20 protein-coding genes are annotated in these 23,497 nt (G+C 35.7%); 11 read left to right on the top strand and 9 right to left on the bottom strand.

Annotation, left to right across the window (positions count from 1 at the left end):
- Window positions 1-24: 24 nt before the first annotated feature.
- Together BUC31_RS01175 and BUC31_RS01170 are read right to left on the bottom strand one after the other, a co-directional pair.
- Window positions 25-474 carry a GAF domain-containing protein gene (locus tag BUC31_RS01175; protein WP_073243685.1) on the bottom strand — a complete coding sequence of 150 codons (450 nt, stop codon included), beginning with the start codon at window positions 472-474 and terminating at the stop codon, window positions 25-27.
- A gap of 113 nt (window positions 475-587) precedes the next feature.
- On the bottom strand, window positions 588-1,685 hold the full coding sequence (locus BUC31_RS01170) for a hypothetical protein (protein ID WP_073240542.1): 1,098 nt from the start codon (window positions 1,683-1,685) through the stop codon (window positions 588-590).
- Between the two features lie 220 nt (window positions 1,686-1,905).
- On the opposite strand from BUC31_RS01170, the gene BUC31_RS01165 reads away from it, so the two are divergent.
- From BUC31_RS01165 to BUC31_RS01150, 4 genes are all read left to right on the top strand, one after another.
- Complete coding sequence (locus BUC31_RS01165) at window positions 1,906-2,310, top strand: HYC_CC_PP family protein (RefSeq protein ID WP_244533989.1); 405 nt, start codon at window positions 1,906-1,908, stop codon at window positions 2,308-2,310.
- Window positions 2,311-2,523: 213 nt separating this feature from the next.
- The gene (locus BUC31_RS01160; RefSeq protein ID WP_073240540.1) at window positions 2,524-5,016 is read left to right on the top strand and encodes a heavy metal translocating P-type ATPase; all 2,493 of its coding nucleotides are present in this window, start codon (window positions 2,524-2,526) and stop codon (window positions 5,014-5,016) included.
- 21 nt (window positions 5,017-5,037) lie between these two features.
- The gene (locus BUC31_RS01155) at window positions 5,038-7,302 is read left to right on the top strand and encodes a TonB-dependent receptor (protein ID WP_073240539.1); all 2,265 of its coding nucleotides are present in this window, start codon (window positions 5,038-5,040) and stop codon (window positions 7,300-7,302) included.
- A 21-nt stretch (window positions 7,303-7,323) separates the two neighbouring features.
- Window positions 7,324-7,689 (top strand): heavy-metal-associated domain-containing protein, encoded by a 366-nt coding sequence (locus BUC31_RS01150; protein ID WP_073240538.1) that lies wholly within the window; start codon window positions 7,324-7,326, stop codon window positions 7,687-7,689.
- Window positions 7,690-8,107: 418 nt separating this feature from the next.
- Here the strand turns inward: BUC31_RS01150 and groL are convergent, their stop codons facing one another.
- The 7 genes from groL to miaB all read right to left on the bottom strand — a co-directional run bounded on the left by groL (window position 8,108) and on the right by miaB (window position 15,065).
- On the bottom strand, window positions 8,108-9,739 hold the full coding sequence (gene groL, locus BUC31_RS01145; protein ID WP_073240537.1) for a chaperonin GroEL: 1,632 nt from the start codon (window positions 9,737-9,739) through the stop codon (window positions 8,108-8,110).
- A 119-nt stretch (window positions 9,740-9,858) separates the two neighbouring features.
- Entirely contained in the window at window positions 9,859-10,137 is a 279-nt protein-coding gene (locus BUC31_RS01140; protein WP_073240536.1) for a co-chaperone GroES, read from the bottom strand.
- A 148-nt stretch (window positions 10,138-10,285) separates the two neighbouring features.
- The gene (gene secG, locus BUC31_RS01135; RefSeq protein ID WP_073240535.1) at window positions 10,286-10,639 is read right to left on the bottom strand and encodes a preprotein translocase subunit SecG; all 354 of its coding nucleotides are present in this window, start codon (window positions 10,637-10,639) and stop codon (window positions 10,286-10,288) included.
- 6 nt (window positions 10,640-10,645) lie between these two features.
- Complete coding sequence (locus tag BUC31_RS01130; RefSeq protein WP_073240534.1) at window positions 10,646-11,764, bottom strand: tetratricopeptide repeat protein; 1,119 nt, start codon at window positions 11,762-11,764, stop codon at window positions 10,646-10,648.
- Between the two features lie 5 nt (window positions 11,765-11,769).
- Window positions 11,770-12,291, bottom strand: coding sequence for an LptE family protein (locus tag BUC31_RS01125; protein WP_073240533.1), 522 nt, complete (start codon window positions 12,289-12,291; stop codon window positions 11,770-11,772).
- Between the two features lie 21 nt (window positions 12,292-12,312).
- The gene (locus BUC31_RS01120; protein WP_073240532.1) at window positions 12,313-13,599 is read right to left on the bottom strand and encodes a sigma-54 interaction domain-containing protein; all 1,287 of its coding nucleotides are present in this window, start codon (window positions 13,597-13,599) and stop codon (window positions 12,313-12,315) included.
- 20 nt (window positions 13,600-13,619) lie between these two features.
- Window positions 13,620-15,065, bottom strand: coding sequence for a tRNA (N6-isopentenyl adenosine(37)-C2)-methylthiotransferase MiaB (gene miaB / locus BUC31_RS01115; protein WP_073243683.1), 1,446 nt, complete (start codon window positions 15,063-15,065; stop codon window positions 13,620-13,622).
- Between the two features lie 170 nt (window positions 15,066-15,235).
- On the opposite strand from miaB, the gene BUC31_RS01110 reads away from it, so the two are divergent.
- From BUC31_RS01110 to porL, 7 genes are all read left to right on the top strand, one after another.
- Window positions 15,236-15,979 carry a hypothetical protein gene (locus tag BUC31_RS01110; protein WP_073240531.1) on the top strand — a complete coding sequence of 248 codons (744 nt, stop codon included), beginning with the start codon at window positions 15,236-15,238 and terminating at the stop codon, window positions 15,977-15,979.
- Between the two features lie 58 nt (window positions 15,980-16,037).
- Window positions 16,038-16,358, top strand: a complete 321-nt coding sequence (locus tag BUC31_RS20465) for a hypothetical protein (RefSeq protein ID WP_244533988.1) — start codon at window positions 16,038-16,040, stop codon at window positions 16,356-16,358.
- A 24-nt stretch (window positions 16,359-16,382) separates the two neighbouring features.
- Complete coding sequence (locus BUC31_RS01105; protein ID WP_244533987.1) at window positions 16,383-17,303, top strand: LVIVD repeat-containing protein; 921 nt, start codon at window positions 16,383-16,385, stop codon at window positions 17,301-17,303.
- Window positions 17,304-17,517: 214 nt separating this feature from the next.
- A complete protein-coding gene (gene topA / locus BUC31_RS01100; RefSeq protein ID WP_073240530.1) occupies window positions 17,518-20,022 on the top strand; it encodes a type I DNA topoisomerase in 2,505 nt (834 codons plus the stop codon).
- 58 nt (window positions 20,023-20,080) lie between these two features.
- Window positions 20,081-21,238 (top strand): formimidoylglutamase, encoded by a 1,158-nt coding sequence (locus BUC31_RS01095; RefSeq protein WP_073240529.1) that lies wholly within the window; start codon window positions 20,081-20,083, stop codon window positions 21,236-21,238.
- A gap of 121 nt (window positions 21,239-21,359) precedes the next feature.
- Entirely contained in the window at window positions 21,360-22,724 is a 1,365-nt protein-coding gene (porK, locus tag BUC31_RS01090) for a T9SS ring complex lipoprotein PorK/GldK (protein WP_073240528.1), read from the top strand.
- Window positions 22,725-22,808: 84 nt separating this feature from the next.
- Window positions 22,809-23,465, top strand: a complete 657-nt coding sequence (gene porL / locus BUC31_RS01085) for a type IX secretion system motor protein PorL/GldL (protein ID WP_073240527.1) — start codon at window positions 22,809-22,811, stop codon at window positions 23,463-23,465.
- Window positions 23,466-23,497: the final 32 nt, after the last annotated feature.

Raw genomic sequence — 23,497 nt, 5'->3', positions numbered from 1 at the left:
TTTATCAACAAAAAGCCTAAAGTTTTAAAGAATTTTGGCTACTTCAAAATTTATAAATTCTAAAAATGTCTCATCAGCCTTTGTGAAAGGGTCGGGAGTGTTAGAATCAATGTCTATTTGACCAATGTTTTCGCCATTAACGAATAACGGTACCACTATCTCTGCTTTAACGGTAATGCTACATGCGATGTAGTTGTCTTGAGCCTGTACATCTGGTACAACAAAATTCTCATTGCTTTCGGCTACTTGACCGCAAATTCCTTTTCCAAATGGAATAATGGTATGATCCGTTGGCGCACCAGCATAAGAACCTAATTTTAGTTCACGCTTATCACCATTCTTAAAATAGAACCCTACCCAGTCATAATGCGGTACACTAGCTTTTAAAAGCTCGCAGATGTCTTGCATTTTAGCATCTGGTGTTTTATTTGAGTCTATAATAGAACTTACTTGAGGGCGAAGTGCATCGAACATAACTTTTTTTTGCAAAAATACATATTGTTGTAATGTGTCTGTGTGCTCAAAAACAAAAAAAGAGGATGTTTTTGAAAACATCCTCTTTTGAAACTAAATTTTATTTGTAAAACTTATGGTTGAATCTTAACATCGAATTCAATGAAATCGTTATTGTTAAAACCTGCTTCAATAGCGGTAACTTTAATTAAACCTTTTTTGCCGTAGTTATCTACAAACTCTACAACATCACCTACACTTAAGTTAGTTATGTTTTGAGAACTTGAACTTGCAATAAAATTTAATTCACTGTTTAGAGAGATTGCGTCAAATGCAGTAGCATCTATAGTCGTAGAAGTTGAGAAGAACATTTGATTCAATGTTTCCGTTGCTGCATTCTCTTCGTCAGCACCTGGCTCAAGTCCTTCTACATCAAATCCAAAAGAAGCATCATATTGTTCCGTTGAAGCAAAAGAAGCATTGTCGCCGGCAGAATCACCAGAAGCACCGTAGTAGTAGCCAAAATCCCAGAAAGCTCTAAATTCAGGTCCAACATCAATTCTATAAACGGTTTCGTTCAATAGAGAAAAGAAAGATTCTGTTGATCCGTCTTGCGCTGGAGCAAATAGTTTTATATCTGTAAATTCTCTAACTGCAGCAGCTGGGTTTGTACCTGTACCAACTGTTACCGTAATTTGACCTACACCTAATGCCAATCTTTTTTCACTATCTCTAAAGTCACCTTTACCGGTAGTTGTCCAAAAAGAGTATACAATTTCTCCGTTGTCAATATTTGGCACTGGTAGAGGGAAAGAAAAATCGATTTCTTTTTTTGTAGCACCGTCTAAGTCAATAGAACCATCAGCTTTTAAAGCTTTAGTTAAATCATCACTCACCAAATCAAAAGAACTAAAAGGCATTTCTCCTTGTCCTAAATAATTCTGAGTAATATACATTCTACGTTGTGTAGTAGCATCTGATGTAAAAATAACTCTACCCGTAACGTTTGTACCTGCTTCTCCACTTGCAGATGCCGTTGTAATATTTGAAGAAGGAACAGCTTCGTTAAAAACTATCGTTGCTACTTCTGGTTCATCTGTTTCACCATCATCTTCTCCGCCTGTGTTGTCAGGTATAGGAGTGTCAAAAACTGACCCGTCGTCAGAACTACAACTACCTACAAAAAGGGCAATTGTGCATATTAGAAATGTGTATTTTAAATGTTTTCTCATGATTTTTAATTTAAATAGTTAGTGTTAAAACTGTAAATGATTAATATTTTGTTAATGTGTTAACCCTTTTAACTTAAAATTATTGCAAATCGTATACTGTATGTGCTATTTTTTATGGGTTTAGCAGTTGTAAGGCATTTCTTATAGCAAAATTTCGTTAAAGAATTGTGGTTTAAGATTTTAAATATTCAATATTTCGTAGTTTTGTAATGTGAAACAATTGCTACATAAACTATTTTCTATATTCATGGCAATGCTGTTGTTGCTGTCTACAATTTCTTGGACAGTAGAAAAGCATTTGTGTATGGGTCGTGTTATGGACATAGCATTGTTTAATCATGCAGATGATTGTGGCATGGAAGCTGGTCTGTCTTTGTTGGAAGATGTACCTACAGTAAAAAAGCATTGTTGTGATAATGAGGCTTTTACTATGCAAGGTCAAGATGATTTGACACATGATATTTCTAATTTTGATTTTTCACAACAGATATTCTTAATCTCTTTTACAAGTTCATATATAGGCTTGTTTGAAGAAACTACAAGCGAGAATATTGATTTTGATTCCTATCCGCCGCCTATATTGGCTGAAGATTTGAATATTCTACACCAAGTTTTCTTGATTTGATTTGAATTGATGATAAGCGTTAGTTCGCAAATACAGTGTAATCAAGTACTACTTTTAACTATTTACCTTTTTCTTTTACTGTACTCTAAAGCAAATCTGCCAAATACTCAGATGTTTTCGCTTTTTGGGTAGGTTTTTTAAAAGTTTAAGGAATACGATTAGTTTAAATAGTAGAAGCAGTTTGTAATAACTGAAAGAAATCATAATCTCATTATGAAACATACATATACAATAGTTGGTATGACCTGCAATGGCTGCAGAGGCCATGTCGAGCAGACCTTGGCAAAAATTAGTGGAGTAACGAACGCTACGGTTAATTTAGAAAAGGCAGAAGCGATTTTGGAAATGGATAAGGAGATTTCCTTAAAAACTTTGCAGATGGCTATGGAAGCTGACGGTGGGCATTATTCTATCCATGAACTTGGTGCTCATGTACATGAGTCTACAAAATCAAAAACGGTTGAGAATGGCAATGGTACTTTTTATTGCCCCATGCATTGCGAAGGAGAAAAAACATATACAGCACCTGGCGACTGCCCGGTTTGTGGTATGGATTTGGTGGAAGAGGTGAGTGCTACAACGAATAAAGGTCAAGAGTATACGTGTCCAATGCATCCTGAGGTAATTAGCGATGAGCCTGGCGATTGCCCAATTTGTGGTATGGATCTAGTTCCGAAGCAAGCAGATATTTCAGCCGAAGAAAAAAGTTATAAGAAACTGCTTAATAAGTTTAAAATAGCAGTTGGGTTTACGTTGCCAATCTTTCTTATTGCAATGTCAGATATGATACCTAATAATCCGCTTCAGAATATTTTGAGTTTAAAATATTGGAATTGGGTACAATTCGCATTGTCAATTCCTGTGGTATTTTATGCAACGTGGATGTTTTTTGAACGTGCCTATCGTTCTGTTAAAACATGGAATTTAAACATGTTTACATTAATTGGTATTGGTGCAGGTGTGGCGTGGTTGTTTAGTGTATTTGCTATTTTGGTGCCTAATTTTTTTCCGCCGCAATTTAAAACTGATCAAGGTACTGTTCATGTTTATTTCGAAGCTGCTACGGTAATTTTGACTTTAGTGCTATTTGGTCAGTTATTAGAAGCCCGTGCACATAGTAAAACGAATTCTGCGGTAAAAGAACTGTTGAAATTAGCGCCTAATAAAGCTATTAAAATTGTAGACGGTAAAGAAGTGAGCATTTCCATAGATCAGATTTCAAGAGGAGATTTGCTTCGTGTAAAACCAGGCGATAAAATACCTGTAGATGGTAGTATTTATGAAGGTGAAAGCACGGTCGATGAATCTATGATTACGGGTGAGCCTGTTCCGGTTCAAAAAGTAGTTGGCGATATAATAAGTTCAGGTACTATAAATGGTAAGGGTTCTTTTATAATGACCGCAGAGAAAGTAGGGGCGGATACATTGTTGTCTCAAATCATTGATATGGTGAATAAGGCTAGTCGTAGCCAGGCGCCTATTCAGAAACTTGCAGATAAAATATCTAGTTATTTTGTACCGGCTGTTGTCTTTATTTCTATTGTAACCTTTATAGTCTGGGTCATTTTTGGTCCAGAACCAGCTTATGTATATGCGTTGGTGAATGCTATTGCGGTATTGATTATTGCTTGTCCCTGTGCCTTAGGTTTGGCGACACCCATGTCTGTTATGGTAGGTGTGGGCAAAGGAGCGCAATCTGGTGTGTTGATAAAAAATGCAGAAGCGCTGGAGCGTATGGATAAAATTGATACGTTAATTGTAGATAAAACAGGAACTATAACTGAAGGGAAGCCATCGGTAGAAAAGGTAGGAAGTATTGCAGAAATTGATTCTAAAAAGGTGCTGCAGTATATTGTTTCTCTAAACCAGTTAAGTGAGCACCCATTGGCAGATGCCATCGTTAATTACGGAAAATCTAAAAATGTAGATATATTGAAAGTTGATGATTTCAATTCTGTCACAGGTATGGGTGTTTCTGGTAAAATTAATGGAGAAGCTGTTGTTTTAGGAAATGATAAGATGATGGGAGAGGCTAAAGTGGATGTTCCTGAAAATTTACAGGTCGTAATAGCTGCGCATCAAAAGCAAGGTAAAACGGTTTCTTATGTGGCAATCGATGGCAATGCTGTAGGTTTTGTGGCTATTGGTGATCAGATTAAAGAGACTAGTAAAAAGGCAATTGAAGCACTTCAGAATTCTGGTATTTCGGTAATCATGTTAACAGGTGATAATTATGATACGGCAAAGGCTGTAGCGGATCAGTTGAACTTGGCGGATTTTAAAGCGGGAATGCTTCCTCAAGACAAGCTGGCAGAAGTGGAGCGTTTACAGTCTGAGGGTAAAAAAGTAGCTGTTGCTGGCGATGGTATAAATGACGCGCCTGCATTAGCAAAAAGTGATGTGGGTATTGCGATGGGAACTGGTACGGATGTAGCCATTGAAAGTGCTACTATTACGTTAGTTAAAGGTGACTTACATGGTATTGTAAAAGCACACAACCTAAGTAAGGCGGTGATGAAAAATATCAAGCAAAACTTATTTTTTGCACTGATTTATAATACCGTTGGTATTCCTATTGCAGCGGGAGTTTTATATCCATTTTTTGGATTGTTACTTTCACCTATGATTGCCGCTTTAGCAATGAGTTTTAGTTCTGTTTCGGTAATTGCTAATGCATTACGATTACGAGCAGCAAAAATTGATTAATCAAATTGAATAAAAAATTAAATGAATAAATATATAATACTAACAATAATAACCATGTTGCCGTGGTTTGCTTTTTCTCAAGAAAAGGTAGAAGGGGTGGTTTTGGATTCTGAAGGGTCTAATGCGTTGACACTTTCGGGTGCAAATGTCTATTGGCAAGATTCCCAAACGGGAGTAGTGACAGATTTTGACGGTAAATTTTCAATTCCGTTTGACAAAGAATTCAATAAATTAATAATTAGTTATGTCGGTTTTGAAACTGATACATTAACTATAAATGAACCTAAGACAATTCGTGTAAGTTTAAAACCATCTAATGAATTAGATGAGGTTGTGGTGCAGCAAGAGCGAGATGCTATTCAAAAAACCTATTTCAGTCCGCAAAATGTCATTACAGTCAATAGCGCTGAATTATTGAAGGCTGCTTGTTGTAATTTGGCTGAGAGTTTTGAAACGAATCCGTCTATTGATGTGAATTTGTCTGATGGGTTAACGGGTACCAAACAAATACAGATGTTGGGTTTAACTAGTCCGTATTTATTGATAACCCAAGAGAATATTCCTATGGTTCGTGGGGCATCACAAGCATACGGATTAACGTTTACACCAGGTACTTGGATAGAGAGTATTCAAATAACTAAAGGTGCAGGTAGTGTTGTAAATGGCTATGAAAGTATATCGGGTCAGATTAATACCGAGTTGGTAAAACCATTGACTGATAATGCTGTATTTGTGAACGGTTACGCAAACCAAAACGGGCGTTATGAGTTGAACACCCACTTCAATAGAAAGTTAACTGACAAGTGGAGTACAGGGTTGTATATTCATGGAAACAAGCGGACACAAAAAGAAGATAATAATGAAGACGGATTTTTAGATGCTCCTTTGGCGGATCAAATTAATGTAATGAACCGTTGGCAGTACCAAGATGCAGAAAAGGGATGGGTCAGTTTTTTTAATGTTCGTTTTTTAAATGATGAAAAACAAGTTGGGCAAGTAGATTTTAATCCTGATACAGATAGAGTAGACGGAGCCAATGGGTCACTTAGCGGAGCCGAAGTGTGGGGAAGTGAAATTAATACGCGTAGGTTCGATACTTCATTGAAACTGGGTTATGTTTTTCCTGAATTGCCCTTTCAGAGTATAGGTTTTCAAACATCATACAGTTTGCATAAACAAGATTCCTATTTCGGATTTAGAACCTATGATATTAATCATGAAAGTTTGTATAGTAATTTGCTTTTCAATTCTATAATCGGCGATACCAGAAATAAGTTTAAAACCGGAATTACCTTTGCTTATGATGGTTATGATGAAATGGTTACGGCAACAGATTATTCTAGAGATGACACATCTGTAGGGGCATTTTTTGAATATAGCTATGAGAATCTAGAAAAAGTAAGTCTTACGGCTGGTTTACGGGTAGATAACCATAATAGGTTAGGTACTTTTGTGACGCCAAGATTTCATATTCGCTATACTCCTTGGGAAAAAGGTAGTCTAAGAGGCTCATTTGGTAGAGGTAAAAGAGCGGCAAATATATTTGCAGAGAATCAGCAGTTGTTTGCATCTGCTAGGCAAATTAATATAAATGATACAGGTGGTAAGGTGTATGGCTTGGATCCTGAAGATGCATGGAATTACGGAGTAAGCTTTTTGCAGGGATTCAATTTTTTAAGTAAGAAAGGAGATATTTCGCTGGATTATTACATCACCGATTTTGAAAATCAGGTAGTGGTGGATTGGGAAAATCCACAAGAGGTTTCTTTTTATAATTTAGATGGGGACAGTAGCGCTAAGAGTTTTCAAGTTGAGGTTAATTACGAGCTATTAACCCGTTTAAATTTTAGAACATCATATAAGTTTTATGATGTGTCAACAGATTATAACACTGGAAATTTACAAAAACCCTTATTGGCTCAAAACCGTTTTTTTGCTAATTTAGGGTATGAAACCGAAGCAAAAGAAAATGGTGCAAAATGGAAGTTCGATTATACCTTGCATGCTTTAGGTAAAATGAGATTGCCAGATACTAGTGTTAATGAGCCGGCGTATCAATTAGGCAAATATTCATCACCCTATAATTTAATGAATGCACAAATAACCAAGGTGTTTTCTAATACCATAGAGTTATATATTGGTGGTGAGAATTTAACGGGAGAGCAACAAAATAATCCGGTTTTAGGTGCAAATGACCCTTTTGGTCCCAATTTTGATACAACCATAGTATATGCGCCAATTATGGGGAGAATGTTCTATGGCGGATTCAGATTTAAAATTCAATAATTAACGATTAATATAAAAAATATGAAAGCAACGATTTTATCAATAGCAATGATGCTAATAGCTGTAGTAACCTATGCGCAAGACAAGAATAAGAAAATGACTTTTGACGTTAATGGTAGATGTGCCATGTGTAAAGAGCGTATAGAAGAAGCTGCACTTAATGTAAAAGGTGTAAAATATGCAAATTGGGATATACCAACGCATCAATTAGCTATAATTATGGATGAGCGTAAAACCGATGCCATGAAGATTAAAACAGCAATAGTTGCAGTAGGTCATGACACTAAAGAATTGAAGGCAACAGATGAAGCTTATAATAGCGTTCACCCATGTTGTTTGTATAGAGAAGATAATTCTGATGATGGTAAACATCATGAGAATAAGTAGTAATAAGTGCTTTTATTTGAGTGTTATTTCGAGTTGAAAATCGGTGAACAAATTTTAGTTAATTTTTTGCCAACGTGATAATCACGAATCAAAATCTGAAATACATTAGCTATAGATTTATTTTAAATTCTATACCAATGGCACAAGCAAAATCAGCAGGGAAACCAGCTGCAAAACCTTCTCCGGCAAAAGCTGGAAAAAAGGCTGCTCCAAAAGCTGCTCCTAAAAAGAAGTAGTTAAGTTATTGCCTTTAGAAGGCAATACCGTTTGGACGATAAAACCACCTTCTGTAAATAAAGAAGGTGGTTTTTTTGTTGGTAGTAGTACAAAAAAAAGCTGCACTTGAAAATTTCAAGTGCAGCTTTAAAAATAATGTGTGCCCGCGAACAAGCAAATAATTGCCAGTGGCGGCTCGCCACTACATCATTCCTGGCATACCGCCACCTCCCATTGGAGGCATAGCAGGAGCATCTTCTTTAATGTCAGTTAAAGCACATTCAGTGGTTAAGATCATACCGGCAACAGAAGCAGCGTTCTCTAATGCTACCCTAGTTACTTTCTTAGGATCAATAATACCAGCTTTCATCATTTCAACATACTGCTCAGATTTAGCATCGTATCCAAAATCACCTTTACCTTCAAGTATTTTAGCGATAACTACAGAACCTTCACCACCAGCGTTAGAAACGATAGTTCTTAAAGGAGCTTCAATAGCACGGGCAACAATTTGCAAACCTGTAGCTTCATCTTCATTTTCAGTAGAAACCTTGCTAAGAACAGATTTAGCTCTTACCAATGCAACACCACCACCAGCTACGATCCCTTCTTCAACGGCAGCTCTTGTAGCGTGTAATGCATCATCAACACGGTCTTTTTTCTCTTTCATTTCAACTTCAGAAGCTGCACCTACGTAAAGTACTGCAACACCACCAGCCAATTTAGCTAAACGCTCTTGAAGCTTTTCTTTATCGTAGTCAGATGTAGTTGTCTCTATTTGAGATTTAATCTGGTTAACTCTAGTTTTAATATCTTTTGCAACACCACCACCGTTAACGATAGTTGTATTGTCTTTGTCGATCTGTACTTTTTCACAAGTACCTAACATATCTAGTGTAGTGTTGTCTAAAGAGAAACCTCTTTCTTCAGAAATAACAGTACCACCAGTTAAGATTGCGATATCTTCTAGCATTGCTTTTCTACGGTCACCAAAACCTGGAGCCTTAACAGCGGCAATTTTTAAAGAACCTCTTAATTTGTTTACAACTAAAGTAGCTAATGCTTCACCATCAACATCTTCAGCGATAATCAACAAAGGCTTACCTGATTGAGCAACTGGCTCTAATACAGGAAGTAAATCTTTCATTGAAGAAATTTTCTTATCGAACAATAAAATGTAAGGGCTCTCTAATTCAGAAACCATCTTTTCAGAATCGGTTACGAAATAAGGAGAAAGGTAACCTCTATCAAACTGCATACCTTCAACAACATCAACATACGTATCTGTTCCTTTAGCTTCTTCAACAGTAATAACACCTTCTTTACCAACTTTACCGAAAGCTTGAGCGATTAATTCACCAATAGTTTCGTCGTTGTTAGCGGAAATTGAAGCAACTTGCTTAATTTTTTCAGAAGAATCGCCAACTTTTTTAGCTTGTTTAGCTAAATCAGCAACGATAGCTTCAACAGCCTTGTCGATACCTCTTTTTAAATCCATTGGGTTTGCGCCCGCAGCAACGTTCTTTAAACCTTCTTTAACGATAGCTTGAGCTAAAACTGTAGCGGTAGTAGTACCGTCACCAGCTAAATCATTGGTTTTAGAAGCAACTTCCTTTACCATTTGAGCACCCATGTTTTCTAATGGATCAGCTAATTCTATTTCTTTTGCTACGGTAACACCATCTTTAGTTACTTGTGGTGCACCAAATGATTTACTGATAATAACGTTTCTACCCTTTGGGCCTAATGTTACTTTTACAGCATTTGCCAATGCATCAACACCTCTTTTAAGGCCGTCTCTTGCATCTATATCAAACTTAATATCTTTTGCCATTTTTAATTTTATTTTGATTTATGACTTTTTGCACTGGGCATAAAGTCAAGAAAATTATTAATTTTTTTAAATGAAAATTCAAAGGCTAATGACTAAGAGTCAACAGCCAATTGCTATTTTTAGATTATAGCAAGAATATCACTTTCTCTCATCATCAAGTAATCTGAACCTTCTAACTTCAATTCAGTTCCGGCATATTTTCCGTAAAGAACGGTATCACCAACTTTAACGGTAACACTGTCATCTTTTGTTCCAGGACCCACGGCTACAACTTTACCTTTCTGTGGTTTCTCTTTTGCAGTATCAGGAATATAAAGTCCAGACGCAGTCTTAGTTTCAGCTGCCATTGGCTCGATAAGAACTCGGTCTGCCAATGGTTTGATATTAACTTTAGCCATAATTATTAATTTTTAAATTGATTTTTAGTTTCGTGGTAATGTAAAGGCAGAAATTATGCCATTGCCTATTTACTGACAAATTGTAAACGAAAAATGCCAGCTTATGACAAGCTGGCATTTAAATATTATGTAGTAATAATTTTATAAACTATTCTGAAGGTGTTTCATCGTTAGTTACGGGTGGTGTTACAGTTTCTGGTAGTGTTTCTGGCACTACAGTTTCGATATCATCACCTTGTAATAATTTTGAATCTGCATCACCATAATTACCTTTAAGGGCAACATTAGATGCTAAGATTAAAACTATTAATAAACCTGCTAGAGTCCACGTACTTTTATCTAAAAAGTCACCTGTTTTTTTAACTCCACCAACAACTTGGTTACCTCCTCCACCAAAAGAAGAAGAAAGTCCACCACCTTTTGGATTCTGTACCATGATCACTAATATTAACAATAGGCAAACGACAATGATAAGTATTAGGAAAATTGAAAATGTACTCATTATTAATTATTTATTATCTTTTCGTAATTTTTCTACCGCTTTAATTCGGTCTGCAAAGAAACTACTTTTTTCTGGATATTTCAAAATTAAAATTTTGTAAGCCTGAATTGCATTTTTATACTTTTTTTGCTCTAGATAAACTCTCGCTAAAGTCTCTGTCATCAGCTCGTTATGGTCAATTCTAGAGGACTTTGAAATGTCAATAACGGTATTTTGTTCAGTGGGCACTATTTTAGGATTAGAGGCAATGAACTTATCTATACGGTCGTATTTCTTTTTAATTGCCTCACTTTTAACCTTAGGTTTTCTAATAGGTTTTGGAGTAATTTTGAGTTCGTTTACCTTTTGTACCGTCTTTTTAATATTACTTTCTCTTACCTCTGGCTCTTGCTCAATAATTTCTTCTTCTTGAATTTCAGCAATATTTTCTTCTGGCTCTTCTAGTGGTTTTTTAGATGCGAGACTTAACCATTCGGAAAAAGAATATTTTTCTTTGGCATCGAAAGTTAAAGGCTTACCTATGTCAAGGGCATCTTCTTCCTCGGTATTTTCAGGGTTTTTAGTTTGAAATAACTCTGGATCTAATATTTGGTCGGCATCATGTTCATCTTGTGGTAAAGGTTTGTCTTCAGATGGTATAATTAAAGAAGCTATAGCTGTTTCGCTTATAGAAAAATCATTTTCTTCTATTTCTATAATTTCGTCTTCTGAAATTTGATCTTCAGGTTCGTTTTCGGCTTCAATTTCAGTGACATCTTCAATCTCTTTAACAATATCAATATGATTGTAATCCGAAATTTTCTCAGCTTCTTCAATGTCAACGATTTCCTCTTTACTTTCTAGTATTACAGTATTCTCTTTTGAGATATTACCATCATATTGTAAAAAATCTTTAGAGGTAATAAACTCAAAAAGTACATCTCTGTCTGTAGTGTAGGCAGCAGTTACTTTCAATGCTTTGTTGTACTTGTAGCTGTTTAAATTTTTTAATCCCTTTAGATGTAAGGCACGTGCAGCTTGAAAATAAGGATATTCGGCAATAATATCTTCTAGGTGTTTTGTATGTATAGGTTCTACCACTTTGGTAGGGTGTTCTAGAAAATATGTAAAATCCTTAACGTTCATTTTAGTTACCAATCTGCCAATGAGGCGTTGAAAATATCTTGTGTTAGCCTTTCGAAAATTATTTCGTGTGCTTCGCTCTTAATGCTTGCTAGTTGTGTGTCTGCAGGATAATCGTAAAAGAATGAAAAACTTTGGTCAAAAGCAGCATCTTCTTTTAATTGATTGTAAAAACGAACTTTCACACGTACGGAAAGTCTATTTTGTGCAGCCGTTTGCGCAGCGGTTGCAGACATAGGTGAAATCTTATATTCAGTTATTTCACCTTCATATAATAAATCTGGATTACCAGAAGAAATAAGATCTAAACTGGTTTGATTTAATATTCTGTCTTGTAACGCCAGTGTGAAATCCCTGTCCACGCCTGGTTCAAATGTAGAACCGGGACTCTGAGTGGCATAGTTTTGAAAATAATTGACTTTAAACGTTTTGGCTTCGCCAACATTACCGCCGGTAAAATTATATACAACGCAGCTTAAAAGTAAGATGATGGGTAATGTGAAAATTATAGATTTTTTAAGGTATCTCATTGAAATGGGATTCATTTTAAATTAAAGGTCGTACTGTTTTATTTTACGGTAAAGCGTTCGTTCAGAAATACCTAATTCTGTTGCTGCAGCCTTTCTTTTTCCGCGGTTACGTTCTAAAGATTTTTTGATCAATTCTACTTCCTTCTCTTGTAAAGATAGGGTTTCTTCTTCTTGAATTTCTTCGGCAAAATGATATTTGTCTTCGTATGATTCTTGAATTAAAGAAGGCTCTTCTTTTTTAGGTTCAGGTAAATGCAAAAGATTTCTTGGCGATTCTTCTTGAGTGTCATGGTCGATATCTGCATCATCTTCATCATCATTACCGTAGATTTTACGTATTAAATTTTCATTGTCCTTTTGAACCTTCTCAGAGTCGTTGTTTTTTAACAACTCCATCGTCAACTTTTTAAGATCGTTAAGGTCACCTTTCATATCGAACAATACCTTGTATAGAATCTCTCTTTCGTTACTGAAATCGTTTTCAGATTTAGAATTAGATACAACAGCAGGTAAGTTAGTAGTGGTATTATTGGGTATATAACCATTTAAAGTTGCAGCAGTAATGGCTCTATTTTCCTCTAAAACTGAAACTTGTTCTGCAATATTTCTTAACTGACGAATGTTACCAGGCCATCTGTATTTTGTTAATAAGGATACCGCATGGTCATCTAACCTAATGGTAGGCATTTTATATTTCTGACTGAAATCTGATGCAAATTTCCTAAATAACAAGTGAATGTCATCTTGACGTTCACGCAATGGTGGTATGTTAATCTCTACAGTGCTTAAACGATAATAAAGATCTTCTCGAAAACGCTCTTTTTTGATTGCTTCGAACATATTTACATTCGTTGCCGCAACAATACGTACATCTGTTTTTTGAACTTGAGATGATCCCACTTTAAGAAATTCACCATTTTCTAGCACACGTAAAAGTCTTACTTGGGTAGTTAACGGTAATTCGCCTACTTCATCTAAAAATATGGTGCCGCCATCGGCGACTTCGAAATAACCGCTTCTAGTTTGTGTAGCACCTGTAAAAGCACCTTTTTCGTGTCCAAAAAGTTCACTGTCAATAGTGCCTTCGGGTATTGCGCCACAGTTTACGGCAATATATTTTGCATGTTTTCTATGGGAGAGCGAATGAATAATTTTTGGAATAGATTCTTTACCAACTCCACTTTCACCAGTAACCAAAACTGAAATATCTGTAGCCGCAACTTGCATTGCTTTTTGAATGGCACGGTTCAGTTTTGGGTCTTGCCCAATAATTTCAAAACGTTGTTTTATACTTTGTATGCTTTCCATATAAAATGGGTACTATAAAGTTAGTTATTGTCAGAATACCCAACAGCAACACCTTTTAAGGTTGCAGAAGTGCAGTCGTTAATTCGTACGTTTACAAAGTCGCCTACCTTGTAATTTTCTTTCGGAAAAACTACTACAGTACTTTGAGTGTTTCTTCCTTTCCATTCATGTTCCGATTTTTTTGAAGTCCCTTCTATTAAAACCTCTTGAATTTGACCGACATGTTTTTCTGTTCTAAACTGACAGTGGCTTCTCTGTAAGGCTATAATTTCAGATAGACGTCTCTTTTTTGTAGCCTCTGGCACATCATCTTCCATTTTTCTGCCAGCCATAGTGCCAGGTCTTTCAGAATAAGAATACATAAAACCAAAATCATACTTCACATACTCTAGGGCTTTTAAAGTAGCCGCGTGATCTTCCTCTGTTTCTGTAGGGAAACCAGTAATGATATCTTGAGAAATAGAGCAGCCAGGTAGAATTTTTCTAATTTCATCTGTCAGTTCAAAATACTCTTCGATAGTGTGTAAACGATTCATTTCCTTTAAAATGCGATTGCTACCGCTTTGTACGGGTAAATGAACGTGATTACAAATATTTTTATGTTTGGCCATGGTTCTGATCACATCCAAAGTCATGTCTTGCGGGTTAGATGTTGAAAAGCGAATACGCATTTTTGGGTTTGCCAATGCGACCATTTCTAACAGTTTAGAAAAGTTGGTAGCTGTCGCTTTTTGCATATCAGAAGCATTCACAAAATTCTTTTTGAGTCCGCCGCCATACCATAAATAACTATCTACATTCTGTCCAAGTAATGTAATTTCTTTGAATCCGTTTTCAGAAAGCTCTTTTACTTCAGTTAAAATAGACTGTGGGTCTCTACTACGTTCGCGGCCTCTAGTAAATGGTACAACACAAAATGTACACATGTTATCACATCCTCTGGTGATAGAAACAAAAGCGGTAACTCCGTTTGTGTTTAGCCTAACGGGTGCAATATCGCCGTAAGTTTCATCCTTAGAAAGAATAACATTAACCGCATCTCTACCAGAATCTACTTCCTTTATTAAGTTGGGTAAATCTTTATAGGCATCTGGGCCAACGACCATGTCTACTATTTTTTCTTCATCTAAAAGCTTGTCTTTTAGGCGTTCAGCCATACAGCCAAGAACGCCGACTTTTAAATGTGGTCGAGTTTTTTTAACCTTATTATATTCGGTTAATCTTTTGCGAATGGTCTGTTCCGCTTTATCTCTAATAGAACATGTGTTTACAAGTACTAAATCTGCATCTTCTAGCGTTTGGGTGGTGTTAAAACCTTCGGTCGCAAGTATAGATGCTACAATTTCACTGTCTGCAAAGTTCATGGCGCAACCGTAACTCTCAATGTAGAGATTTCGTTTGTTAGCCTCTTTTCCGTCAACTACCAAAGTTGTGCCCTGCACATTTTCGTCTATGGTTTTCTCCATTTTTGTAATACGTTGCAATAAAATATTTTGGATGGCAAAGATACTATTATAATCAAAAATATGACAAGATGACATGATTATTTAGGGTTTGTTTATGCTTTCTACATGAAAATTATTTAGATTTATCACCAATTATCACCAATTATCACCAATTATAACCACCAATACTTATGAATTCAGAAAACTTGACACAACACATTAAATCGAAACCAGATTTAGAATTTGGCACCATATTCAGTAGGTCTATAGACCTTTTTAAGAAGGTATGGTTGCAGGGCTTTATTGTTTTGCTCTTGACGTTCGTTGTAATACTCCCATTTTATATTGTTTTATATATACCTATGATTGCTTTGGGTATAACTGATCCAGAGGCGCTTCAGCATAATGAATTGCCACCAATGGCGGCTATTGCAATGGCTATTCTTTTTCCTGTTTTTGCGATAGGGGTAACTACTTTCGCCTTGGCATTAAATGCAGCATTCTTAAAGATGTGTAGAGAAAAAGATTTAGGAAAAGAATCTAGTGATGATTACTTCTATTTTTTTAAAGAAGGGCGTTTAGGTAAGGTCTTTATTCTTGCTTTGTATACATTCGGGCTCTCAATTTTAGGAGCGATGGCCTGTGGTGTTGGAATGTTTTATGTAATTGTTCCTGTTTCATTGATACCGGCTTTTTTAGCGTTTTCAAATGAACTTTCTCCATTAGAAATGGTGAAGGCTAGCTTTACCTTGGGTAACAAAAATTGGTTAGTCATATTTGGTTTGGTTTTCGTTTCGGCATTTGTGGCTCAACTAGGATTGGTTTTATGTTGCGTAGGGGTACTGTTTACAGCAATGCTTGCTAAAGTACCTACATATTATATGTATAAAGACGGAGTTGGTTTTAATGAGGTGGAAGAAATTTCAAACTATTAATAACGCAACTATTGCTTATTTCTTCATCTATTAGTTATAATCAGTTAAATTATAGACCATGAAGAATTTTGTTTTTCTTTTTTGTGCCATTGCATTATCTGCATTTGTTTCTTGTGATGATGATGGACCGTATGAAGATTACTTAGTGGCTAGACCAATTGTACAAGATGCAATTTCATTTAAGGCAGAAGCGATTGATATTACAGAACCTGTAGCTATTGTATCATCGGGTAAAATATATGCTTACCAAGACTATATTTTTGTAAATGATGTAAACCTTGGTTTTCATGTTTTAGATAATAAGAATCCGTCAGCGCCAGAAAGTATTGCTTTTATAAAGTTGGAAGGCAACTTCGATATTTCTATAAAAGACGATTAGCTGTATGCCGATAGTTATGGCGATTTGGTAATTTTTGACATATCAGATATTACTAATATTACCATTCAAAGTAGAATTGTAAATGCCATATATAATAATGATGTATGGCTTTCGAATATAGAGTATCCTCAGGCAGATTTTTATGAGTATGGCGATATTGATTATGGTAAAGATATTGTTGTAGGCTGGGAGGTAAGCACAGAAAGAAGGTCTGTTGTAGAGTATGAAGAGCGGTATCGATATACTGATGATTTAGCTTTCCAAACAGCAGAAAGTAATGATTCTGGTCAGCCTAGTACTGGGCAAGGCGGCTCTTTGGCGCGTTTTAAAATAATAGGTGATTATTTATACGTAGTAGATTATAGTAATATCAATATTTTTAACATTGCAGATGTTGAAGATGTAAAAGTTTTAGATGATGTACAAGTAGCTTGGGATATTGAAACGATATACAGTCAAGGAGATATTTTATTTATAGGCGGTGCCCAGGGCATGTATATTTATGGAATAGAGGACCCGAAAAATCCGGAGTTTATTTCAGAATTTAGGCATGGTACTGCTTGTGATCCTGTGGTTGTTGATGGCGATTATGCATATGTAACTTTAAAAGGCGGAGGTTTCTGTGGAAATACCGAAAGTGGATTGTATGTGATTGATATATCTAATCTTGAGAATCCTGAATTAAAAGTAATTTACCCGATGGATGGACCAAACGGATTAGGAGTAAAAGATAATACGCTATTTGTATGCGACGGTGATTCAGGTTTAAAAGTATATGATAAAACAGATGCGCCAAACGTTACTTTAGTCAATACTTTTGAAGATATTGTTGCCTATGATGTTATACCGTTAGCATCATCATTATTAATGATTGGTGATCGCACATTGTATCAATATGAATATGTAGATAATAACATTAGGTTGTTAAGTACCTTTCAATTGTAAGAATAATAAAAGGTAAAAAAAAAGGGAAGCTGGTTTAGCTTCCCTTTTTTTATTTCGATACCCTAATTGGTTTGTGGCTTGAGATATAGCCGATATAATAATCAAGAATTTTATGAATATAAAGGCTAAACTCTATTGAAATATGGGAAAAAATAAATTCCTAAAATTCCAAAGTTTAATTTTTAGTATACATTTGTAAGTATAAACAAGGTTGATGGCGAAAAATTTAGTAATTGTTGAGTCTCCTGCAAAGGCCAAAACTATAGAGAAGTTTTTGGGAAAGGATTTTAAGGTTGAATCGAGCTTTGGTCACATTGCCGATTTACCTTCAAAGGAGTTAGGAGTAGATGTTGAGGGCGATTTTACACCGAAATATATAGTCGATAAAGACAAGCAAGCTTTAGTGAAAAAACTTAAGAGTCTTGCCGATAAAGCAGAGACTATATGGCTCGCGAGTGATGAGGATCGAGAGGGAGAGGCTATTTCTTGGCACTTGGCCGAAGAGCTAGGTTTAGACAAGAAAAAGACAAAACGTATTGTTTTCAACTCGGTTACAAAAGCTGCTATTCAAAAAGCGATTGAGAACCCAAGAGAAATTAATTACAACCTTGTAAATGCGCAACAGGCGAGACGAGTATTGGACCGTTTGGTTGGGTATCAATTATCGCCAGTACTTTGGAAAAAGATTAAGCCGGGTCTTTCTGCCGGTCGTGTTCAATCTGTAGCCGTTAGGTTAATTGTTGAACGAGAAAGAGATATTGAAGGCTTTGAGCCGCAAGCTTCATTTAAGATTGCAGCGGAGTTTCAAACAGAAGCGGGAAGTACTTTTTCAGCTAAGTTAAACAAGACCTTTAAATCAGAAAAAGAAGCAAAAACATTTTTAGAGAAAAATAAAGCCGCTGATTTTTCAGTAAGTAAGTTAGATAAAAAACCAGCTAAGAAATCGCCATCTGCGCCGTTTACAACTTCTACATTACAGCAAGAAGCATCAAGAAAATTATATTTTTCTGTAGGTAGAACCATGCAGGTAGCCCAGCGTTTATATGAAGCGGGTTTAATTACTTACATGAGAACAGATAGTGTAAACCTTTCTAACGAAGCGTTGACATCTGCGAAAGAAGCTATTGAAAAGAATTACGGTAAAGAATATAGCGAAACAAGAAATTTTAAAGGAAAGTCTAAAGGAGCTCAAGAAGCACACGAAGCTATTAGACCTACAGATATGGGTAATCAATCTCCATCATTGGAGCGTGATCAATCTAAATTATATGACTTAATTTGGAAACGTACAGTTGCATCTCAAATGAGTGATGCTCAATTAGAACGTACCAATGTTAAGATTAAAGCAAGCAAGCATTCAGAAGAATTTACTGCAAACGGTGAGGTTATAAAGTTCGATGGTTTCTTAAAAGTGTACATGGAAGGTGTAGATGATGAAGATGTAGCCGAAGAACAAGAAGGTATGTTGCCGGCAATGAAAGAAGGCGAGCGTTTGTTGAATAATTTTATTTCAGCAACAGAACGTTTTACAAGAGCACCATATAGATTTACAGAAGCATCTTTAGTAAAGAAGTTAGAAGAATTGGGTATTGGTAGACCATCTACATATGCACCAACAATATCTACAATTCTTAATAGAGGCTATGTTGAAAAAGGCACAATTGAAGGTACAGAACGTAAGTATCAGCAATTAATGTTAGCATCAGATATAATAGAAGAAAAGAATCTTACTGAAAATGTAGGTTCAGATAAAGGTAAAATGGTGCCAACAGATATTGGTATGATTGTTACCGATTTCCTGGTGACTAATTTTGCCAATATTTTAGATTACAATTTTACAGCACAAGTAGAGGAAGATTTTGATGAAATAGCTTCTGGTGATGAAGACTGGAAGAAGATGATGAAGAACTTCTATAAAGATTTTCATCCTAATGTAGTAGATGTTGAAGAAAATGCAGAACGTGCAAGCGGAGAAAGAATATTAGGTAAAGATCCTAAAAGCGGAAAACAAGTTTCCGTGCGTTTAGGTAGATTCGGACCAATGGTACAAATAGGTACTGTTGATGATGAGGAGAAGCCAACATTCGCAAGTTTACTACCAGAACAATCTTTAAATACCATTTCATATGACGAGGCAATGGATCTTTTTAAACTTCCTAGAAAATTAGGGGTTTATGAAGGAGAAGAAGTATTGGCTAACGTAGGTAGATTTGGACCATATGTAAAGTTCGGAGAAAAGTTTATTTCTATGGATAAAGGCGAAAGTGCTTTTGAAATAGAGATGGATAGGGCAATAGAACTTATAGTTGCTAAGCAGAAAGCTGATGCACCAGTTGCCATGTATGAAGATATGGAGGTAACCAAAGGCACAGGTAGATTTGGACCGTTCATTAAGTGGAACGGTATGTTTATCAACGTGAATAAAAAATACGATTTTGATAATTTATCAAATGATGACATTATAGAACTTATCGAAGTCAAAAAGCAAAAAGAAATAGATAAGGTTATTCATAACTGGGAAGAAGAAGGCATTCGTATAGAAAAAGCTAGATGGGGTCGTCATAATGTCTTAAAAGGTAAAATAAAGGTAGAATTGGCAAAAACTGTTGATGTTGTCAATATGACTTTAGAAGAAGCCCAGAAGTTGATAGAGGCAAAGACTCCGAAGAAAAAAACTCCAAAGAAAAAGGCAAAAGCTAAACCTAAGTCAAAAAAGTAATTTAATTTTAGGTCGAAGATTAGTATAGTATTTTATGATTTCTAAAAACCTTTAATAAATGGCCTTTGATTTTCTAGTTCCGGTATCGGATAAAGTTTTAGCCCATAATGAGTTATTGCCTAGTCAGTCCATTGGTAAAAACACCCATATTCATACAGAAAAGGATGGTTTGCCTGTATTGGCAAATGCCACGGTAGCAATAATTGGTGTTAGAGAATCTAGAAATGCCTATGAAAAGAAGCATGAGAAGTTAGATGTTTCTGCAATACGATTACAATTCTACAAACTTCTGATAGGAAACTGGAATGCAACCATTGTAGATTTAGGTGATATTGAAGAAGGAGCTACCGTAAATGACACTTATTTTGTTGTTAAAGAAGTAGTGGCTGAGTTATTAGAAGAACATGTTATTCCTATTATTTTAGGTGCAACACAAGATATAACCTACCCAGCTTACAGAGCTTTTGACGGTATCAGAGATATGATTAATCTGGTAGCGATAGATAGTAGGTTCGATTTTGGAATAGAAGATGAGCTTATTTCATCACATTCCTATATGAGTAAAATCATAACAGATAAGCCAAATAATCTTTTTAATTTTTCAAATATTGGCTATCAAAGTTATTTTAATGCTCAAGAAGAAATAGATTTAATGGAGCGTTTATTTTTTGACGCCTACAGACTTGGAGAAGTTGCAAACGACATTTCTTTAGCAGAACCTGTACTTAGAAATGCACATATGGTAAGTTTAGACTTACGATCTGTTAAAGCAAGTGAAATTTCTTCATCAGCAAATTTTTCTCCGAACGGATTTAATGGTAGGGAGATCTGTGCCATTTCTAGATATGCCGGTATTAGTGATAAAGTTTCTGTATTTGGATTGTATGAAATGGAGAACACCGTACAGTCACAACAGCTGATAGCGCAGATTATATGGTACTTTATAGAAGGTATCAATTTTAGAATTAAAGAATCTCCATATACCAAAACAGACGACTTTGTTAAGTATAATGTACCTAGTGAAGACGAAGAATTGGTATTCTACAAAAGTTTATTAACAGAAAGATGGTGGACAGAAGTTCCATCTATTTTTACTTCACATACTAAAGGCCATACACCAGCGTTATTACCTTGCACCGAGAAGGATTATTTAGATGCATGTAATCAACAAATTCCAGAAAGGTGGTTTAAGGCCTACAAGAAAGGCTTTAATTAACATTATTTTTTTTAAAGCATAAAAAGACTTTAATACAATATTTTATATAAAACCTAGTTTTAGTTGTTAGAATAAATTATTGTATTCTGAGTTTAACCATAATCGAAATTTAACCTAAAGTATGAAGAAGCTATTGTTATCCTCTATAGCGTTTGTTTTTTTACTCACAAGTTGTGGGTCTAAGCAAAAAGGTGAGCTAACTGGAGTCCAGGGAAAAAAATGGTACCCAGAAAAACCATATGGAATGGAACTTATCCCAAGGGGTTCTTTCATAATGGGTAAGAGTGAAGAAGATCAAGGAAAGTTATTGAATGCGCCGACTAAGACAGTTACGGTACGTTCTTTTTACATGGATGATACAGAAATCACGAATAGTGAGTATCGTCAGTTTGTAGAATGGGTAAAGGATTCTATAGTTAGAACCAAGTTAGCCATTTTAGCTGATGAGTTAGGTATCGGTCCAGAAGAAGGCGGTATTGGTGACTATGCTTTTAAAGATGCAGATACTACAAGAGCATCTGTATACGATAAGTATATGTTGGACAATTACTCAGGTATGGGTGAAACGGGCTACGAAGGTAGGGCGTTGAGCAAAGATGAAGACCTGGTATGGAACACATCAGACTATCCAGATGAGTATTATACTGAAATTATGGATTCTATCTATCTATCAGAAGAAGAGTCTTATAATGGTCAACGTACCATAGATGTTAAAAGTCTTAAGTATAAGTATAGCTGGATGGATATTGAGGCAGCTGCACGTGCTTCTGTAAAAGGAAACAAGAGTCGTAAAGACTTCATTCGTACAGAAGAAGTAGAGATATACCCAGATACAACAGTTTGGATCAGAGATTTCTCTTATTCTTATAACGAACCAATGCACAACGATTATTTCTGGCATGATGCGTATAGCGAATATCCTGTAGTTGGTATCAGCTGGCAACAAGCTAAAGCATTCTGTAACTGGAGAACGAAGTTCAAAAATGATGATAACAAGAGTCGTAATAGACAATTCGTTAATCAATTTAGACTTCCAACAGAAGCTGAATGGGAATATGCTGCAAGAGGTGGTATAGAAGGTGGTACGTACCCATGGGGTGGACCATATGTAATTAGTGATACTGGTTGTTTTATGGCAAACTTTAAGCCACAACGTGGAGATTATGCTGCAGATGCTGCTTTATATACAGTAGAAGCGAAATCTTACGAGCCTAATGACTTTAATATGTACAACATGGCCGGTAACGTTTCTGAGTGGACAAATTCAAGTTACGATCCAAGTGCATACGATTATGTATCAACAATGAACCCTAACGGAGGAGACTCATCTAATACTAGAAAAGTTATTAGAGGTGGATCTTGGAAAGATGTAGCTTACTTCTTACAAGTAAGTACAAGAGATTACGAATACGCTGATTCGGCTCGTAGTTACATAGGGTTCAGAACAGTACAAGATTATATGGGTGAGGAAGATTCCACACAATAAATAATAATATTAACAGTTTTAGTATAAATTCAAATTCATTTTTTTAACCAAATCTTTTTTTTTAAACCTTAAATTAAATTAAACATGGCACAGTCAAAATCCACAAAAAAATTATTTAACATGGCCTACGGGCTTGGAGCATCAGTTGTAATTATTGGTGCATTATTTAAAATTCTTCACTGGGAGTTAGGACCATTAAATGGTGGTATTCTTCTAGCGATAGGTCTTATTACAGAAGCATTAATTTTCGCGATCAGTGCATTTGAACCAGTAGATGACGAGTTAGATTGGGCATTAGTATACCCAGAATTAGCAGGTGGTGAAGGTAAAGCACCAAAGAAAGCACAAGCTGCAACAGAAGTAAAAGAAGCTGAAGCATCTTTATCTAAGAAATTAGATGATTTATTAAAAGAAGCTGGTGTAGACGCAAGTCTTATGGAAAGCTTAGGTTCAAGCATTAAAAACTTTGAAGGTGCTGCTAAAGGTATCGCTCCAACAGTTGATGCAATGGAATCTACTAAGAAATATTCTAGTGAAATGGTTCAGGCTGCCTCTCAAATGGAGTCTTTGAACAGTCTTTATAAAGTACAATTAGAAAGTGCTAGCAAACAAGCTTCAGTTAATGAAGAAGTTGTTCAAAATGCAAGTGCACTTAAAGATCAAATGGCATCTTTGTCTACAAACCTTTCTTCATTGAATGGTGTATATGGTGGTATGTTATCTGCAATGAGCAAAAACTAATTTGGATTTTTACCAACCCGAATCAATTATTA

It is taken from the genome of Maribacter aquivivus (assembly GCF_900142175.1).
Lineage (GTDB): Bacteria > Bacteroidota > Bacteroidia > Flavobacteriales > Flavobacteriaceae > Maribacter > Maribacter aquivivus.
This window is presented reverse-complemented; position numbering and strand designations above follow the sequence as displayed.

Bases quoted from the DNA above. Each gene is read 5' to 3' on its own strand.
- secG (WP_073240535.1), bottom strand. From the start codon at position 10,639: ATGAGTACATTTTCAATTTTCCTAATACTTATCATTGTCGTTTGCCTA.
- groL (WP_073240537.1), bottom strand. From the start codon at position 9,739: ATGGCAAAAGATATTAAGTTTGATATAGATGCAAGAGACGGCCTTAAA.
- porL (WP_073240527.1), top strand. From the start codon at position 22,809: ATGGCACAGTCAAAATCCACAAAAAAATTATTTAACATGGCCTACGGG.
- BUC31_RS01170 (WP_073240542.1), bottom strand. From the start codon at position 1,685: ATGAGAAAACATTTAAAATACACATTTCTAATATGCACAATTGCCCTT.
- BUC31_RS01120 (WP_073240532.1), bottom strand. From the start codon at position 13,599: ATGGAAAGCATACAAAGTATAAAACAACGTTTTGAAATTATTGGGCAA.
- miaB (WP_073243683.1), bottom strand. From the start codon at position 15,065: ATGGAGAAAACCATAGACGAAAATGTGCAGGGCACAACTTTGGTAGTT.
- BUC31_RS01095 (WP_073240529.1), top strand. From the start codon at position 20,081: ATGGCCTTTGATTTTCTAGTTCCGGTATCGGATAAAGTTTTAGCCCAT.
- BUC31_RS01110 (WP_073240531.1), top strand. From the start codon at position 15,236: ATGAATTCAGAAAACTTGACACAACACATTAAATCGAAACCAGATTTA.
- topA (WP_073240530.1), top strand. From the start codon at position 17,518: ATGGCGAAAAATTTAGTAATTGTTGAGTCTCCTGCAAAGGCCAAAACT.
- BUC31_RS20465 (WP_244533988.1), top strand. From the start codon at position 16,038: ATGAAGAATTTTGTTTTTCTTTTTTGTGCCATTGCATTATCTGCATTT.
- BUC31_RS01160 (WP_073240540.1), top strand. From the start codon at position 2,524: ATGAAACATACATATACAATAGTTGGTATGACCTGCAATGGCTGCAGA.
- porK (WP_073240528.1), top strand. From the start codon at position 21,360: ATGAAGAAGCTATTGTTATCCTCTATAGCGTTTGTTTTTTTACTCACA.
- BUC31_RS01155 (WP_073240539.1), top strand. From the start codon at position 5,038: ATGAATAAATATATAATACTAACAATAATAACCATGTTGCCGTGGTTT.
- BUC31_RS01150 (WP_073240538.1), top strand. From the start codon at position 7,324: ATGAAAGCAACGATTTTATCAATAGCAATGATGCTAATAGCTGTAGTA.
- BUC31_RS01140 (WP_073240536.1), bottom strand. From the start codon at position 10,137: ATGGCTAAAGTTAATATCAAACCATTGGCAGACCGAGTTCTTATCGAG.
- BUC31_RS01130 (WP_073240534.1), bottom strand. From the start codon at position 11,764: ATGAACGTTAAGGATTTTACATATTTTCTAGAACACCCTACCAAAGTG.
- BUC31_RS01125 (WP_073240533.1), bottom strand. From the start codon at position 12,291: ATGAGATACCTTAAAAAATCTATAATTTTCACATTACCCATCATCTTA.
- BUC31_RS01175 (WP_073243685.1), bottom strand. From the start codon at position 474: ATGTTCGATGCACTTCGCCCTCAAGTAAGTTCTATTATAGACTCAAAT.